Source organism: Deltaproteobacteria bacterium, assembly GCA_020848905.1.
In the GTDB taxonomy this organism is placed as follows: Bacteria; Myxococcota_A; Polyangia.
Genome location: JADLHG010000051.1, coordinates 91,857 through 106,592 on the forward strand (window position 1 = coordinate 91,857; position 14,736 = coordinate 106,592).

The following is a 14,736-nucleotide window of genomic DNA, read 5'->3' on the forward strand; positions in this document are numbered from 1 at the left end:
GCCTGGTACCGGAGAGAGCCCGATGAGCGATACGCCGCACGACCAGCGCCTGGCGCACCTCTCGCCCCTCAAGCAGGCGCTCTACGCGCTCGAGCGCACGGAGGGGCAGCTCGCGGGGCTCAAGCAGCGGCTCGAGGAGCCGGTGGCGATCGTGGGGCGGGGGTGCCGGTTCCCCGGCGGTGCGAACGACCCCGAGCGCTTCTTCCGGCAGCTCTGCGCCGGCAAGGACGCGGTGGCCGAGGTCCCCGCCGACCGCTGGGACGTGGAGGCCTACTACGACCCGAACCCCGAGGTGGTGGGGAAGATGGCCAGCCGCTGGGGGGGCTTCCTCGACGGCGTGGACGTGCGGGCCTTCGACGCGGCGTTCTTCCACATGGCGCCGCGCGAGGCGGTGGGGCTCGACCCGATGCACCGCCTGCTGCTCGAGGTGAGCTGCGAGGCGCTCGACGACGCGGGGCTGCCGAGGCAGAGCCTGGTGGGCCGCCCGGTCGGCACCTACGTCGGCATCATGCACAGCGACTATCTGCTCCTCGCTCACGGAGGGCTCGGCGACCCCGCGCTGGCCGGGGCGCACATCCTCTCCGGCACCTGCGTGAGCATGGCCGCGGGGCGCCTCTCCTTCACGCTCGGCTTGCAGGGCCCCTGCCTCGCCGTGAACACCGCCTGCTCGAGCTCGCTCGCGGCGCTGCACCTCGCGGTGGGCGCGCTCCGCGCCGGGGAGTGCGAGGTGGCGCTCGTGGGGGGCGTCAACCTGATCCTGGCGCCCGAGGGGCTCGTCGTGGCGAGCCAGTTCGGCGCGGCCAACGCCGACGGACGCTGCAAGACCTTCGACGCGGGAGCCGACGGCACGGCGCTCGGCGAGGGGTGCGGGGTGCTGGTGCTCAAGCGCCTCGCCGACGCGCGCCGGGACGGCGACCGCATCCGGGCGCTGGTGCGGGGAACGGCGGTGAACCACGACGGGGCGAGCTCGAGCCTCACCGCGCCGAACGGGCTGGCGCAGATGGAGGTGATCCGGCGGGCGCTGGCCGCGGCGCGCCTCTCGCCCCGGCAGGTGGGGTACGTCGAGGCGCACGGCACCGGGACCGTGCTCGGCGACCCGATCGAGGCCGAGGCGCTGGCGCGCGTCTACGGCGACGGACGCCCGCCGGGAGAGGCGCTGGTGGTGGGGGCGCTCAAGACGCAGATCGCGCACCTCGCGGCGGCGGCCGGGGTGGCCTCGGTGATCAAGGCCGTGGGCTGCCTCGAGCGGGGCGTCATCCCGCCGAACCTGCACTTCGAGCGTCTCAACCCGAACATCGACTGGCGAGGAGCGCCGATCGTGCTCCCCACCGCTCCCGAGCCCTTCCCGGCGCGCGACGAGCCGCGCCGCGCGGCCATCTCCGCCTTCGGCTGGAGCGGGGTGAACGCCCACGTGGTGCTGGAAGAGGCGCCGCGACCGATCGAGACGCCGCGCGCACCCGAGGCGTCGGCCGCGAGCGAGCCGCGCCTCCTGCCGCTCTCGGCGGCGAGCGCCCCGGCCCTCGCCGCGCAAATAGAACGATGGGTCGCTTTTCTCGCGGAGCCGACGGGGCAGGACCCCGAGGCCACACCGGACGAGGAGCCGGGCGCCTTTTCCGACCTCTGCTACACGGCCGGCGCGCGTCGGGACCACCTGCCGCACCGCCTCGCGGTGGTAGCCGCCGATCTCGAGGAGCTGCGCGCCGGGCTGCTCGCCGCGCGGTCGGGCGAGGCGCGGTCGGGTCTCGTGCGCCAGGAGCTCGCCGTCGGGCGCGAGAGCCGGCTGGCCTTCGTCTTCTCGGGGCAGGGCTCGCAGTACTTCGGCATGGGGCGCGAGCTGCTCGGGCGCGAGGGTCCCTTTCGCGAGACGCTCGCTTTTTGCGACGCCCTCTTGCGGGCCCGCGCCGGCTGGTCGCTCCTCGAGGAGCTCGCGCTGCCCGAGGAGCGCTCGCGGCTGCGGCGCGTGGACGTGGCGCAGCCCGTGCTCTTCGCGCTGCAGCTCGCGCTGGCGGCCGAGTGGCGTGCGCACGGCCTCCACCCGGACGGCGTCGTCGGGCACAGCCTGGGCGAGCTCGCCGCGGCGGTGGTCGCGGGGGCGCTCTCGCCCGAGGAGGGGATGGCGGCGGTCGTGGCGCGGAGCGCACTGCTGGCCGAGGTGCGCGGTCAGGGGCTGATGGCGCAGGTGGAGCTCCCCTTCGCCGAGGCCCGCGTGGCGCTCGCCCCCTTCGCCGGCGCGCTCTCGGTGGCGGCGGTGAACAGCCGGCGCGCGACGGTGGTGGCCGGGGACCCCGAGAGCCTCGGGACCTTCCTCGAGCAGCTCGAGGGGCGTGGCGTGCACTTCCGCATGATCAACGCCGACGGAGCGGGCCACTCGCCGCAGCTCGACGCGCTCAAGGGGCGGCTCGGCGCGGCGCTCGGGACGCTCGTGCCGCGCGAGGCGAACGTTCCGATCTATTCCACCGTGAGCGGCGGGCGCGAGGCGGGGTCCCACGTGACGGCCGAGTACCTCGAACGCAACCTGCGCGAGCCGGTGCTCTTCGCCCCCACCGTCGAGCGCATGATCGACGAGGGCTTCGAGCTGTTCGTCGAGCTCAGCCCGGAGCCGATCCTCCTGCCCTCGATCCTGGATCTCCTGCACCAGAAGGGGCGCAAGGGGGCCACCGTGCCCAGCCTGCGCCGCGGTCGGCCCGAGCGCCGCACGCTGCTCGAGGGGCTCGGTCAGCTCTACGTGGAGGGGCGCACCCCGAGTTGGGCCGCCCTGCACCCGCAGGGGGGGCGCGTGGTCTCGCTGCCGGCCTATCCGTGGCAACGCGAGCGGTACTGGCTCCCCGAGGACCTGCCGCGCACGGGGGGCGGAGGGCGCGAGGCCCGCACGATCTTCCACCCTCTCCTGGAGACGCGGCTCGCCGTGCCGGGCGAGGCGCTCGAGCTCTTCGAGCAGCGGGTCGGGATTCCGCGCCAGCCGTACCTGCGCGACCACCGCCTGCACGGCACCGCGCTCTTGCCGGCCGCGGCCACGCTCGAGCTCGTGCGCGCGGCGGCGGCGCTGCGCCTCGGCGAGGGGAGCGCGCTCGCCCTCGAGGAGGTCACGCTCGGCGAAGCGGTGGTGCTGCTCGAGCAGCAGCTCGTCCCCCTCACGCTGGTGCTGGCCGAGGAGGGTGCAGGTCGCTGGCGCTTCCACCTCCACGCGGGGACGAAGGGGGGCAAGGGCGATGCGGAGGCGCGCGCCGTGGCCTCGGGGCGCGTGCGCCTGGCCGAGGGCGGCGCGAAGGCGGAGGCCGCGAGCGGGAGGGACAGTCTCGAGGAGCTTTTGGCCCGCTGCGCGCGGCAGGTCCCGGTGGCAGAGTTCTATCGGGCTCTGCGCGAGGCGGGGATCGAGTACGGCCCGCTCTTCCAGCCGCTCTCGCGGCTCTGGCTCGGGGAGGGCGAGGCGCTGGCGGAGCTCGCGCTCCCTCGGGCGCTCGCCCGGGGGAACGAGCGGTACGGCCTGCACCCTGTGATCCTGGACGGCGCGCTGCAGGTCGTGGCGGCGGCGGCGCGCGGCACCGAGGGGCACGAGGGGGCCTTTCTGCCGGTCGGCTTCGGGCGCCTGACCTATCTCCGCGCGCCCTCCGGGTCGGTGAAGGCGCACGCGCGGCTCGAAGGCCCCGTCGCTCCCGGGGCTCGCGAGGCGCGGGGCGAGCTGACGCTCTTCGACGAGAGCGGCCCCTTCGTGCGGCTCGAAGGGTTTCGCGCGCGGCGGGCGGACGAGGGAGCGGACGCGGGGGAAAAGCTCGAGCGAGCCTTCTTGCGGCCGGTCTGGCGGGGGCGCGAGGCGGAAAGCGAGCCGACGCTCTATATGCCCCCGCGGGTGCTCCTCGTGGGGGGCGGGGAGGCGGCGGAGGCGCTCGGCGGCGCGCTGTCGGAGCGGGGGCTCGAGGTGGTCGTCGCAGCGCGCAGTCCCGGCTTCGCGAGAGCCGCGTCCGGCCGCTACGAGCTCGCGCTCGACGATGCGGCGGGGCTCGCGCGGCTCGTGGCCGAGGCGCTGCCCACGAGCGGCTCCACCCCGGTGGTCTACCTCGGAGGGCTCGAGGTTCCGGCAGGGCTTCCGCCGGAGGGGAGCGAGGCGGGACGGCGGGCGACGGTCGAGGCGCTTTGGCTCGCGCAGGCCCTGCTCGGGGCGGGGCGCCGGGATGCGCCGCGGCTCTGGCTCGTGACGCGCGGGGCGCAGGCCGTGCGGCAGGGCGAGGGAGCGCTCGCGCCCCACCAGGCTCCCCTCTGGGGTCTCGGACGCACCGCGGGTCTCGAGGCCGCGGAGCTGCGACCGACCTGTCTGGACCTGGACGCCGGGGCGCCTCTCGCGGAGCAGCTCTCGGGCCTGGTCTCGGCGCTCCTCACCGACGACCGCGAGGGGCAGCTGGCCCTGCGGGGGGGAGCGTCCTACGTGCTGCGCTTCGAGAGGGGCTTGCCGGCCGCGGGAGCTCGGGGCCCGGCCGAGCGGCGGGCCTCTGACCCCTTCTGCCTGGCCATCCCGAAGAGCGGGCTCCTCGAGGAGCTGGCGCTCGTCGAGCAGGTGCGCACGCCTCCCGGCCCTGGCGAGGTGGAGCTGGCCGTGCGCGCGGCCGGACTGAACTTCAACGACGTGATGAAGGCCATGGGGATCTACCCCGGGGACTACGGCCTCTGGCTGGGGAGCGAATGCGCCGGGGTGGTGACCGCCGTGGGCCCCGGGGTTTCGGGCCTCGCGCCGGGGGACAGGGTGGTGGCGCTCGCGCCGCACGCCATGGGGAGCTACGTCACCACGCCGGCGCACCTCGTGGTGCATAAGCCCGCCGGTCTCTCTTTCACCGAGGCGGCGGGGGTGCCGGTGGCCTGGCTCACCGCGCGGCTCGCGCTCTTCGAGATCGGGCGGCTTCAGGCCGGGGAGCGGGTGCTGATCCACGCGGCGGCCGGGGGGGTTGGTCTCGCGGCCGTGCAGCTCGCGCGTCGCGCCGGGGCCGAGGTCTGGGGCACCGCGGGCTCCGAGGAGAAGCGGACGTTCCTGCGCGGCCTCGGCGTGGCGCAGGTCTTCGACTCGCGGAGCCTGGCCTTCGCCGACGAGGTGCGCCGGCTGACGGACGGGCGTGGCGTGGACCTGGTGCTGAACTGCCTGGCCGGAGAGGCCATGGAGGCCAGCCTGGGCCTCGTGGCGCCCTACGGACGCTTCCTCGAGATCGGCCGCAAGGACATCTATCAGAACACGCGCCTCGGCCTGCGCCCCTTCGAGCGCAACCTGGCCTATCACGGCTTCGACCTGCTGCGCTTCTCGACCGAGCGCCCGGTGGCGGCGCGGCGGGCGCTCGAGGAGCTGCTCGCCGAGCTCGCGGCGGGGACGCTCGAGCCGCTGCCGTGCGAGGTCTTTCCCATGACCGAGGCGGCGGCGGCCTTTCAGAAGATGGCCAAGGCCCGCCACGTGGGCAAGCTCGTGCTGGTCCTCCCCGAGGACCCGGAGGCGAGGCTCCCCGTGCGGCCCGCGGCGCGGCGCATCGCCGTGCGCGCCGACGCGACCTACCTGCTGAGCGGAGGGACGGGGGATCTCGGGCTCGAGCTCGCCGCGTGGCTCGTGGAGCAGGGGGCGCGGCACCTGATCCTGCTGAGCCGGCGTGGGCGAACGCCCGAACTAGAAGGAACGCTCCAGAAGCTCGAGGCCCGCGGCGCGACGCTCGAGGTCCTGGCTCTCGACGTGGCCGACGGGGAGGCGCTCTTGGACGCCCTCGCGGCGCGGCGGGGCGGCGCTCCGCCGGTACGGGGGGTGGTGCACCTCGCGGGGGTGCTCGAGGACGCCGTGCTCCCCAACGTGAACCCGGGTCAGCTCGCGCGGGTCCTACGCCCGAAGGTGGACGGCGCGCTCGCCCTCGATCGGGCCACGCGCGACGAGCCGCTCGACTTCTTCGTCCTCTACGCCTCGGCGAGCGGGCTGCTCGGCTCCCCGGGGCAGGCGAGCTACGCCGCGGCGAACGCCTTTCTGGACGCCTTCGCCAGCTATCGCGTGGCAGCGGGTCGACCGGCGCTGAGCATCGACTGGGGCCCCTTCGAGAACCTCGGCGCCGAATCGGGGAGCCGGGGGCGACGCCTGGCGCAGATGGGGCTGCAGCTCATCCGCGGTGCGGAAGGGGTCGCGGCCTTCGGGCGGCTGCTCGAGGCCGGCGCGCCGCTCGCCCAGGTGGGCATGCTCTGGATGAGCCCGCGGCACCTGCTCGAGGCTTTTCCCGCGGCGGAGCTCCCGGCGCTCGAGGCGCTCGCCGAGGAGACGGCGGCCGAGGCCCGCCCGCGCGGCGAGAGCGACGTGCAGCGCGCCCTCGCCGCGGCCGCGCCGAACGAGCGGGGCGCGCTGCTCCTCGGGCACCTCCGCGGACAGCTCGCGCACGTGCTCCAGGTGCCGCTCGAACGCGTGGAGGCCGAGACCCCGCTGCGGCAGCTCGGCATGGACTCGCTCATGACCGTGGACCTGCGCAATCGGATAGAGGCCAGTCTCGGGCTCGTGCTGCCCGCGACCCTGGTCTGGAAATACCCGACGCTCTCGGCGCTCACCGAACACCTGCTCGAACGGCTCACCGAGAGCCTCGCGACGCCGGGTGCCGACGAGGCGGCGGAGGTCCCGACCGCAGCGCGCGCCGAGAAGGCCGAGGCGCCTCCGGCTCCGGCGGCGAGCCTCGGTCGCGCGGAGGTGGACGCGCTCTCCGACGAGGAAGCGGAGGCCCTGCTCGCCGCGAAGCTGGACGCGCTCGGCCCGCGAGGGTCGGCGTGAGCGGGCGCCCGGGCGAGCTCTCCCCCGTCAAGCGTGCGCTCCTCGCCCTCGAGGAGCTGCAGGGCGAGCTCTCGGCGCTGAAGGCGCGCGCGCGAGAGCCCGTGGCCGTGGTGGGGCTCGCCTGCCGGCTCCCCGGCCAGGTCACGAGCCCCGAGGCCTTCTGGCGGCTCCTCCGCGAGGGGTGCGACGGGATCGGCGAGGTGCCGGCCGAGCGCTGGGACGCCCGAGCCTTCTACGACCCCGACCCGGCCGTGCCGGGGAAGATCGCCTCGCGCTGGGGGGGCTTTCTCGACGAGCCGGCGGGGTTCGACGCCGACTTCTTCGGCATCTCGCCCCGCGAGGCGCGCCAGATGGACCCCCAGCAGCGCTGGCTCCTCGAGGTGGGCTACGAGGCCTTCGAGGACGCCGGGCTCTCGCTCGAGCGGCTGGCCGGCAGCCGCACGGGAGTCTTCGTGGGGTGCTGCTCCGCCGACTACGGCCAGCTCTTCGCCGGCCGGTCGAGCGAGCTCAACGCCTATACGATGACCGGACTGTCGGACAGCATCATCTCCAACCGCGTCTCGTACCAGTTCGACCTGCGCGGGCCGTCCATCACCATGGACACCGCCTGCTCGAGCAGCCTGGTGGCGGTGCACCTGGCCTGTCAGAGCCTGCGGTCGGGGGAGTGCGACCTCGCGCTCGTCGGCGGGGTGAACTCGATCTTCACGCCGCTCGTGATGATCAGCGCGTCGCGGGCCTTCGTGCTGGCCGCGGACGGGCGCTGCAAGACCTTCGACGCGCGGGCCGATGGGATCGTGCGCGGGGAGGGGTGCGCGGCGCTGGTGCTCAAGCGCCTCTCGGCCGCGCGCGCCGACGGCGACCGCGTGTGGGCCGTGATCCGCGGGTCGGCCGTGAACCAGGACGGGCGCACGAACGGCCTGACCGCCCCGAACGTGCTCTCGCAGCAGGCGGTCCTGCGTGCGGCGCTCGAGAACGCCGGCGTCAGCGCGGAGAGCGTGCGCTGCGTCGAGGCGCACGGGACGGGCACGCCTCTCGGTGACCCGATCGAGGTGGAGGCCCTGAACGCCGTGTACGGCCGCGGCGCGGGGCTCACGCGCGAGCTCGTCCTCGGGTCGGCCAAGACCAACCTCGGTCACCTCGAGGGGGCGGCGGGGGTCACCGGCCTGCTCAAGGTGGTGCTCGCGCTCGAGCGGGCCGAGATCCCGGCGCACCTGCACTTCCGGCGGCCGAACCCGCGGCTCGAGCTGGAGCGCACGCCCTTCGCGATTCCGGGCCGCACGCGCCCCTGGCCCGCGGGCGAGGGACCGCGGCGCGGGGCGGTCTCCAGCTTCGGCATGGGGGGCACGAACGCGCATGTGATCCTCGAGGAGGCGCCTCCGTCGGAAACGCGGGCTGCGACGGTCGCGTCCGCCGAGGGGGGCGAGGCGCCCGTGGAGCTGCTCGTGCTTTCGGCGCGCACCGAAGAGGCGCTCTCTGCGCTGGCCCTCGCGTGGGCCGAGCGGCTAAGGCGGCTCGACCCGGCAGTGGAGTCTCTCGCCGACCTCTGCTACGGGGCGGCGCGCAGGCGTTCGCACCTTCGCCACCGGCTGGCCGTCGCGGGTCGCAGCCCCGCGCGTCTGGCCGAGCTGCTGGCGCGCTACGGCGCGGGGGAGGGCCGGGCGGGTCTCTCCGTCGGGCAGCGGGGCGAGACGCCGGGCAAGCTGGCCTTCGTCTTCAGCGGGCAGGGGGCGCAGTTCGCCGGCATGGGGCGCGAGCTCCTCGCGACGGAGCCGGTCTTCGCCGAGGCGATCTCGCGGGCCGACGCGCACGTGCAGGGCCTCGCGGGCTGGTCGCTGCGCGAGGCGCTCTTGGCCCCCGAGGAGGGCTCGCGCCTCTCGGAGACGGCCGTGGCGCAGCCCTGCCTCGTGGCGCTCGAGCTCGGGTTGGTGGAGCTCCTCCGCAGCCAGGGAATTCGCCCCGACTTCGTCCTCGGGCACAGCGTGGGAGAGCTCGCCGCCGCTGCGGCCTCGGGGGCCCTGACCGTCGAGGAGGCGCTGACCCTCGCCGTGGTGCGCGGGCGCCTGATGCAGGAGGCCACGGGGAAGGGACGCATGCTGGCCGTGGCCCTCGGGCGCGCGGAGCTCGAGCCCCGCCTCGGGCGCCACGCCGAGCGGCTGGCGCTGGCCGCGGACAACGGGCCCCGCTCGCTGGTGGTGGCGGGGGAGGCCGGGGCGCTCGCGGAGCTGGCGGCGGAGCTCACGGCCGAGGGAGTGCAGACCAAGGACCTCGGCGTGGACTACGCCTTCCACTCGCCGCAGGTCGAGGCGGCCCGGCTGAAAATAGAACGTGAGCTCGCAAACTCGCGGGGCCGGCCGACCGAGCGCCCGCTCGTCTCCACGGTCACCGGGGGGCGCCTCCCCGGCGAGGCCCTCGACGGCGCGTACTGGGGGCAGAACGTGCGCGGCACCGTGCGCTTTCGCGAGGCGGTGGAGCAGCTCGTGGCCGAGGGGGTGGAGACCTTCCTCGAGGTCGGGCCGCAGGCGGTCCTCGGGCGGCCGCTCACCGAGTGTCTCGAGGCCGCGAGCGGCGCGTCCGCGCGGCGGGCGCTGGTCGTCCCCACGCTCCGCCGGAGCGGGGCCGAGGTGACGGGGACCCTGCGCCCCGCGCTCGGCGCGCTCTACTGCGCGGGGCAGCCGGTGGACTTCGGCGCGGTCTATCCGACGGGGCGGGTGCGGCCGTTGCCGAGTTATCCGTGGCAGCACCGGCCGTACTGGGTCGAAGGGCCGCCGGCCTGGGCCGCGACGGGCGCGCGTCCGCCGGCGGCGCACCCGCTGCTCGTCGAGCGCGAGAGCCACGGGAGCCCCGCGCACCACGTCTTTCGGGGGCGGGTGGGCCGGGACGCGCCGGCCTTCGTGGGCGAGCACGCGCTCGGCGGCCGGACGATCTTCCCCGCCGCGGGCTTCTTCGAGCTCGCGCTCTCCGCCGGAGAGCGGGTCCTCGGGCCGGGGGCGCTGAGCCTGGTGGACGTCAGCCTGCGGGCGCCGCTCGTCTTCGAGAAGGACGACGAGGGCGAGCGCTGGCTCGAGCTGACGCTCCGGCCGGAAACAGACGCCGCATTCTATTTCACCGTCACGAGCCGCGACGCGCCGGCGGCGGCCGAGCGCCTGCACGTCGAGGGGCGCCTCGAGCGCGCTCCCACCGAGGCCGGGGAGCCCGAGGAGCTCTCGGGGCTGGTCGAGCGCTGCCCGCGGGAGCTCTCGCGGGAGGTCTACCGCGAGGGGCTCGCGCGCCTCGGGCTGGCGCTCGGGCCGAGCTACTCGGGCCACACGCGGCTCGCCCTCGGTCGTCGCGAGGTGCTCGGCGCGGCGCTCCTGCCGCCGGAGTACGCCGAGGAGGCCGGGGCCTATCGGATGCACCCGGGGCTGCTCGACGCCATGCTCCAGCTCGTGGCGCTGGCCCAGGCGAGCGCGACGGGAGAGCTCGGGTCCGGGGAGCTCGGGCTCGAGGCGCCGTACCTGCCGATCGGAATCGAGCGCCTCACCTTCTATGAGAGACCCACCGGCCCGGTCGTGGGGCACGCGCGGGTGGAGCCCCCTGCGGGCGACGGGACGGCGGCCCCCGAGGCCGTGACGGGGACCCTCGAGGTCCGGGGCGAAGGGGGCGAGCGGATCCTGTCGCTCGTCGGGGCGGCGCTCCGCAAGACGCCGCTCGCGAGGCTGGGCCAGGAGGCCGCGGCGCCGCGCGAGCTCACCTATCGCGTGGCCTGGAGGCCGCTTCCGCAGGAGGAGCCGCAAGGGGCGACTCCAGTGGGGCGCTGGCTCCTCCTCGGCCAGCACCCGCTCGGCGCCGAGCTCGCCGCGGCCCTCGAGGCAGAGGGGCAAGAGGCGCTTCGGTTCAGCACGCTCGGCGAGGCGCTCCCCGCGCTCGCCACGCAAACGGGCGAGGCGCCCCTCACGGCGGTTTTGCTCGGGGGCCTGGCCTTGCCGATGGCCAGCGCCGCTCCGCTCGGGGCGAGGCGCGCGGCGCTGCGCGAGCTCCTCGACGAGAGCCTGGGGCTCGTGCGTGCGCTCGCCGAGCGGGAGCCCCCGGCTCGCCTGGTCTGGCTGACCCGCGGCGTGTGGCAGGTGGACGGGGTAGCTCCCACGGGGGCGGTGGAAGGGGCCGCCCTCTGGGGCCTCGGGCGGAGCGCGGCACTCGAGCTCCCCGACCGCATCGGGGCTCTCGTGGACCTGGCGCCCGAGGCGGCGCCGGACGAGGCCACCGCGCTCGCCGGGGCCCTCCTCGGCAGGCAAAGCGAACGAGAGCTCGCCTTGCGCGGCGGACGGAGCTACGCGCCGCGCCTGGCGCGCCATCGGCGAGGCGGCGGCGGCGCTCTCGCGCTCGCGGCCGACGGGGTCTACCTCGTCACCGGGGGCCTCGGCGGCCTGGGCCTGGCCTGCGCGCGCTACCTCGTCGAGCAGGGGGCGCGCCGGTTGCTCCTCGTCGGACGCTCGGCGCCGGGAGAGGAGGCCGCGCGCAAGCTGGCCGAGCTCCGGTCGCTCGGAGCCGAGGTCGAGCTCCTCCACGGCGACGTTTCCGAGTGCGCGTTCGCAATCGAGGTCGTGGCCGCCGCGGGGACCGCCCTGCGAGGGATCCTGCACGCGGCGGGGGTGCTCGACGACGGGCTCCTCGTCAACCAGACCGGCGCGCGCTTTCTCTCCGTCCTCGCGCCGAAGCTCGACGGGGCCGAGCACCTGCTCGAGGCCACGACCGGCCACGCGCTCGACTTCTTCGCCCTCTTCTCCTCCGGGGTGGGGCTGACCGGCTCTCCCGGGCAGGGGAGCTACGCGGCGGCGAACGCCTGTCTCGACGCGCTCGCGCTGCGGGAGCGGGCGGCGGGCCGCAGGATCCTCTCCCTCGACTGGGGCGCCTGGGCCGAGGTGGGGATGGCCGCCCGGCTCGAGGCGGTGCACCGACGCTTCTGGGAGAGCCACGGGCTCTCGGCCCTCTCGACCGCGGAGGCCCTCGGCGCGCTCGGCGAGCTCCTCGCTGCTTTCGCGGCCCCCGCGGCCTCCGAGGCTCCCGAGGCGCAGCTCCTCGTCTGTCCGGTGAACTGGGAGGTGGCGCGAAGCCGCCTCTCGCCCGGGGCCGCGCCGCTCTTCGCCGAGCAGCTCGGGGGTGCGCCGTCCGCTGGCCCGGGGGGCGCGGGAGGTTCTCCGCTCGCCGCGCGCGTGGCGGGGCTCTCCGGGGCCCGCCGCGTGGCGCAGGTGGCCGAGGCGCTCCGGCAGGAGATCGTGCGCGTGCTCGGGCTCGACGCGGCGCAGCCCATCGAAATGGAACGTCCGCTCGCCGAGCTCGGCTTCGACTCGCTCCTGGCGATCGAGCTCCGGAACGCCGTGGCCGCCCTCGTCGGCAGGTCGCTTCCCGTGACCTTGCTCTTCGATCATCCGACCCTCGGTCGGATGGCGGCCCACCTCGCGCAGACGCTCGGTGAGCAGCCCGCGGCGAGCGTGCGCGAGGAGTCCGCGTCGGCTGCGTCGGCTGCGGAGCCTCCGTTCTCGGGGGTCGCCGCGACGAGCGCCGTCCGCGCCACCCCTTCCCGGCGTGCGTCGCGGGCGCGTCGGCACGAACCGATCGCGATCGTGGGGCTCGGGTGCCGCTTCCCCGGCGGCGCGAACGACCCCGAGGCCTTCTTCGAGCTGCTGCGCCGCGGAACGGATGCGGTGGTGGAGGTGCCGCGCGAGCGGTGGGACGTCGAGGCCTACTACGACCCGAGCCCCGGCGTTCCCGGCAAGAGCTACGCCCGCTGGGGGGGCTTCCTCGAGGGCGTGGACGTGGCGGGCTTCGACGCCCCCTTCTTCGGCATCGCCCCCGGGGAGGCCGCGTGGCTCGACCCGCAGCAGCGGCTCCTGCTCGAGGTGGCGTGGGAGGCGCTCGAGGACGCGGCGATCCCGGTGCGCGCGCTCGCGGACAGCGCGACCGGGGTCTACCTCGGCATCGCGAGCTACGACTACAGCCTGCTCTCCGGCGTCCTCTCCGACCCGCGGCTCGCCAATCCCATCGGCGCGAGCGGCAGCTCGTTCAGCGCGGCGGCGGGTCGCCTCTCCTTCTCGCTCGGGCTGCGCGGGCCGAACTTCCCCGTGGACACCGCGTGCTCGAGCGGGCTCGTGGCCACGCACCTCGCCTGTCAGGCGCTCCGCACCGGCGAGTGCCAGCTCGCGCTCGTGGCCGGGGTGAACCTGATGCTCGCCCCCCACGCGCACATCCTCTTCTCGCAGGTCGAGGTCCTGGCCAAGGACGGCCGGTGCAAGACCTTCGACGCGCGGGCCGACGGCTACACGCGCGGCGAGGGGTGCGCGGTGCTGGTCCTCAAGCGCCTCGCCGACGCCGAGGCCGACGGGGACCGCGTCCTCGCGCTCCTCGCCGGCTCGGCCGTGAACCACGACGGGCGGAGCTCGAGCTTCACCGCGCCGTCGAGCGCCGCGCAGCGCGAGGTGGTGCGACGCGCGCTCGCGCAGGCGGAGCTTTCCCCCTCGGCGCTCGGGTACGTGGAGACGCACGGCAGCGGGACGGCGCTCGGAGATCCGATCGAGCTCGGGGCGCTCGGGGCGGTGCTGGTCGAGGAGGGGGCCGGGCGAGCGCCGCTCGCCGTCGGCACGGTGAAGACCAACGTCGGACACCTCGAGGCCGCCGCGGGGCTGGCGGGGATCTTCAAGGCCATCTATTGCCTCGAGCGGGAGGAGCTCCCGCGGCACCTGCACCTCGAGCGCCTCACCCCGCACGTCGACTGGACGGCGCTCCCGCTGGTGGTCCCCACCGCCCCCACCCCCTTTCCCCGGGGAGAGCGTCCGCGCGCGGTGGGGGTCTCGGCCTTCGGCCTGAGCGGCACGAACGCGCACGTGGTGCTCGAGGAGGCGCCCGCGCTCCGGACCTCCGAGGCGGCCCCGAGCGCCAAAGCGAACGTGGGTTCTGAAAGCGGCCCGGCCCCCGAGCTCCTCGTGCTCTCGGCCAAGAGTCCGGGGGCGCTCCTCGCGCTCTGCCGCAAGGTGGAGGCGCAGCTCTCGGCGCTCCCCGAGGCGCAGCTCTCCGAGCTCTGCCGTACGGCGGCGCTCCGGCGCGAACACCAGCCGTGGCGGCTCGCGGCGGTGGGTCGGAGCCCAGCCGAGCTGGCGCGGGCGGTGGCGGAGGAACGCGAGCGCTTCGACGCCGCGCGCGCGCCGAGCCAGCCCCTCGCCCCGGGCCTGGTCTTCGTCTGCTCGGGGCAGGGGGGGCAGTGGCCAGGGATGGGGGCGCACGGGCTGCGCGAGCGGCCGGCCTTCCGCGCGGCGCTCGAACGCTGCGACCGGGTGCTTCTGCCGCTCCTCGGCTGGTCGGTGGTCGAGCGGCTCGCGGCGGGGCCGTCGGCGGGGCCGCTCGAGGGGGTGGCGGTGGTGCAGCCGATGGTCTTCGCCATGCAGCTCGGGCTCGCGGCGGAGCTCGCGGAGCTCGGGGTGCTTCCCGACGCCGTGGCGGGGCACAGCATGGGGGAGGTGGCGGCGGCCTGCCTCGCGGGGGCGCTCTCCCTCGAGGACGCGGCGCGGGTCATCGTGCGGCGGAGCGCGCTCCTCGGCCGGGTGCAGGGCGAAGGCGGGATGGTGGTGGTGGAGGCGAGCCGCGCCGAGCTCGGGGAGCTGCTCGCGGCCCCCGAGGAGGAGCTATGCGTTGCCGCGGAGAACGGTCCGCGCAACCTGGTGCTGGCCCTGCGCGCCGAGCGCGTGGCGGAGCTGCTCGCCGAGCTCGAGCGCCGCGGGCTCTTCGCCTGGTCGGTCAAAGTGAACGTCGCTTCGCATTCGCCGCAGGTCGAGCCGCTGCGCTCCGAGCTGCTCGCGCTGCTCGGAGAGGTCCAGCCGCGCGCCTCGGCCGTACCGTTTTACTCCACGGTGCGGGCGGGGCCGCTTTCCGGGACGGCGCTCGAGGCCGAGTACTGGTTCGAGAACCTGCGCCGGCCGGTGCGTTTCGCCGAGACGGTGCGGCGG

2 protein-coding genes are annotated in these 14,736 nt (G+C 75.6%); both read left to right on the forward strand.

What is annotated here, in order from left to right; translation table 11 throughout:
• The first annotated feature begins 22 nt into the window (after positions 1–22).
• Complete coding sequence (locus IT371_22965; protein ID MCC6750544.1) at positions 23–6,763, forward strand: type I polyketide synthase; 6,741 nt, start codon at positions 23–25, stop codon at positions 6,761–6,763.
• The coding region (locus IT371_22970; protein MCC6750545.1) for an SDR family NAD(P)-dependent oxidoreductase at positions 6,760–14,736 on the forward strand (7,977 nt) is incomplete at its 3' end. The genes IT371_22965 and IT371_22970, both read left to right, overlap by 4 nt.

What these genes read in the sequence shown, in the direction of transcription:
- IT371_22965 (MCC6750544.1), top strand. Translation starts at nt 23, where the DNA reads ATGAGCGATACGCCGCACGACCAGCGCCTGGCGCACCTCTCGCCCCTC.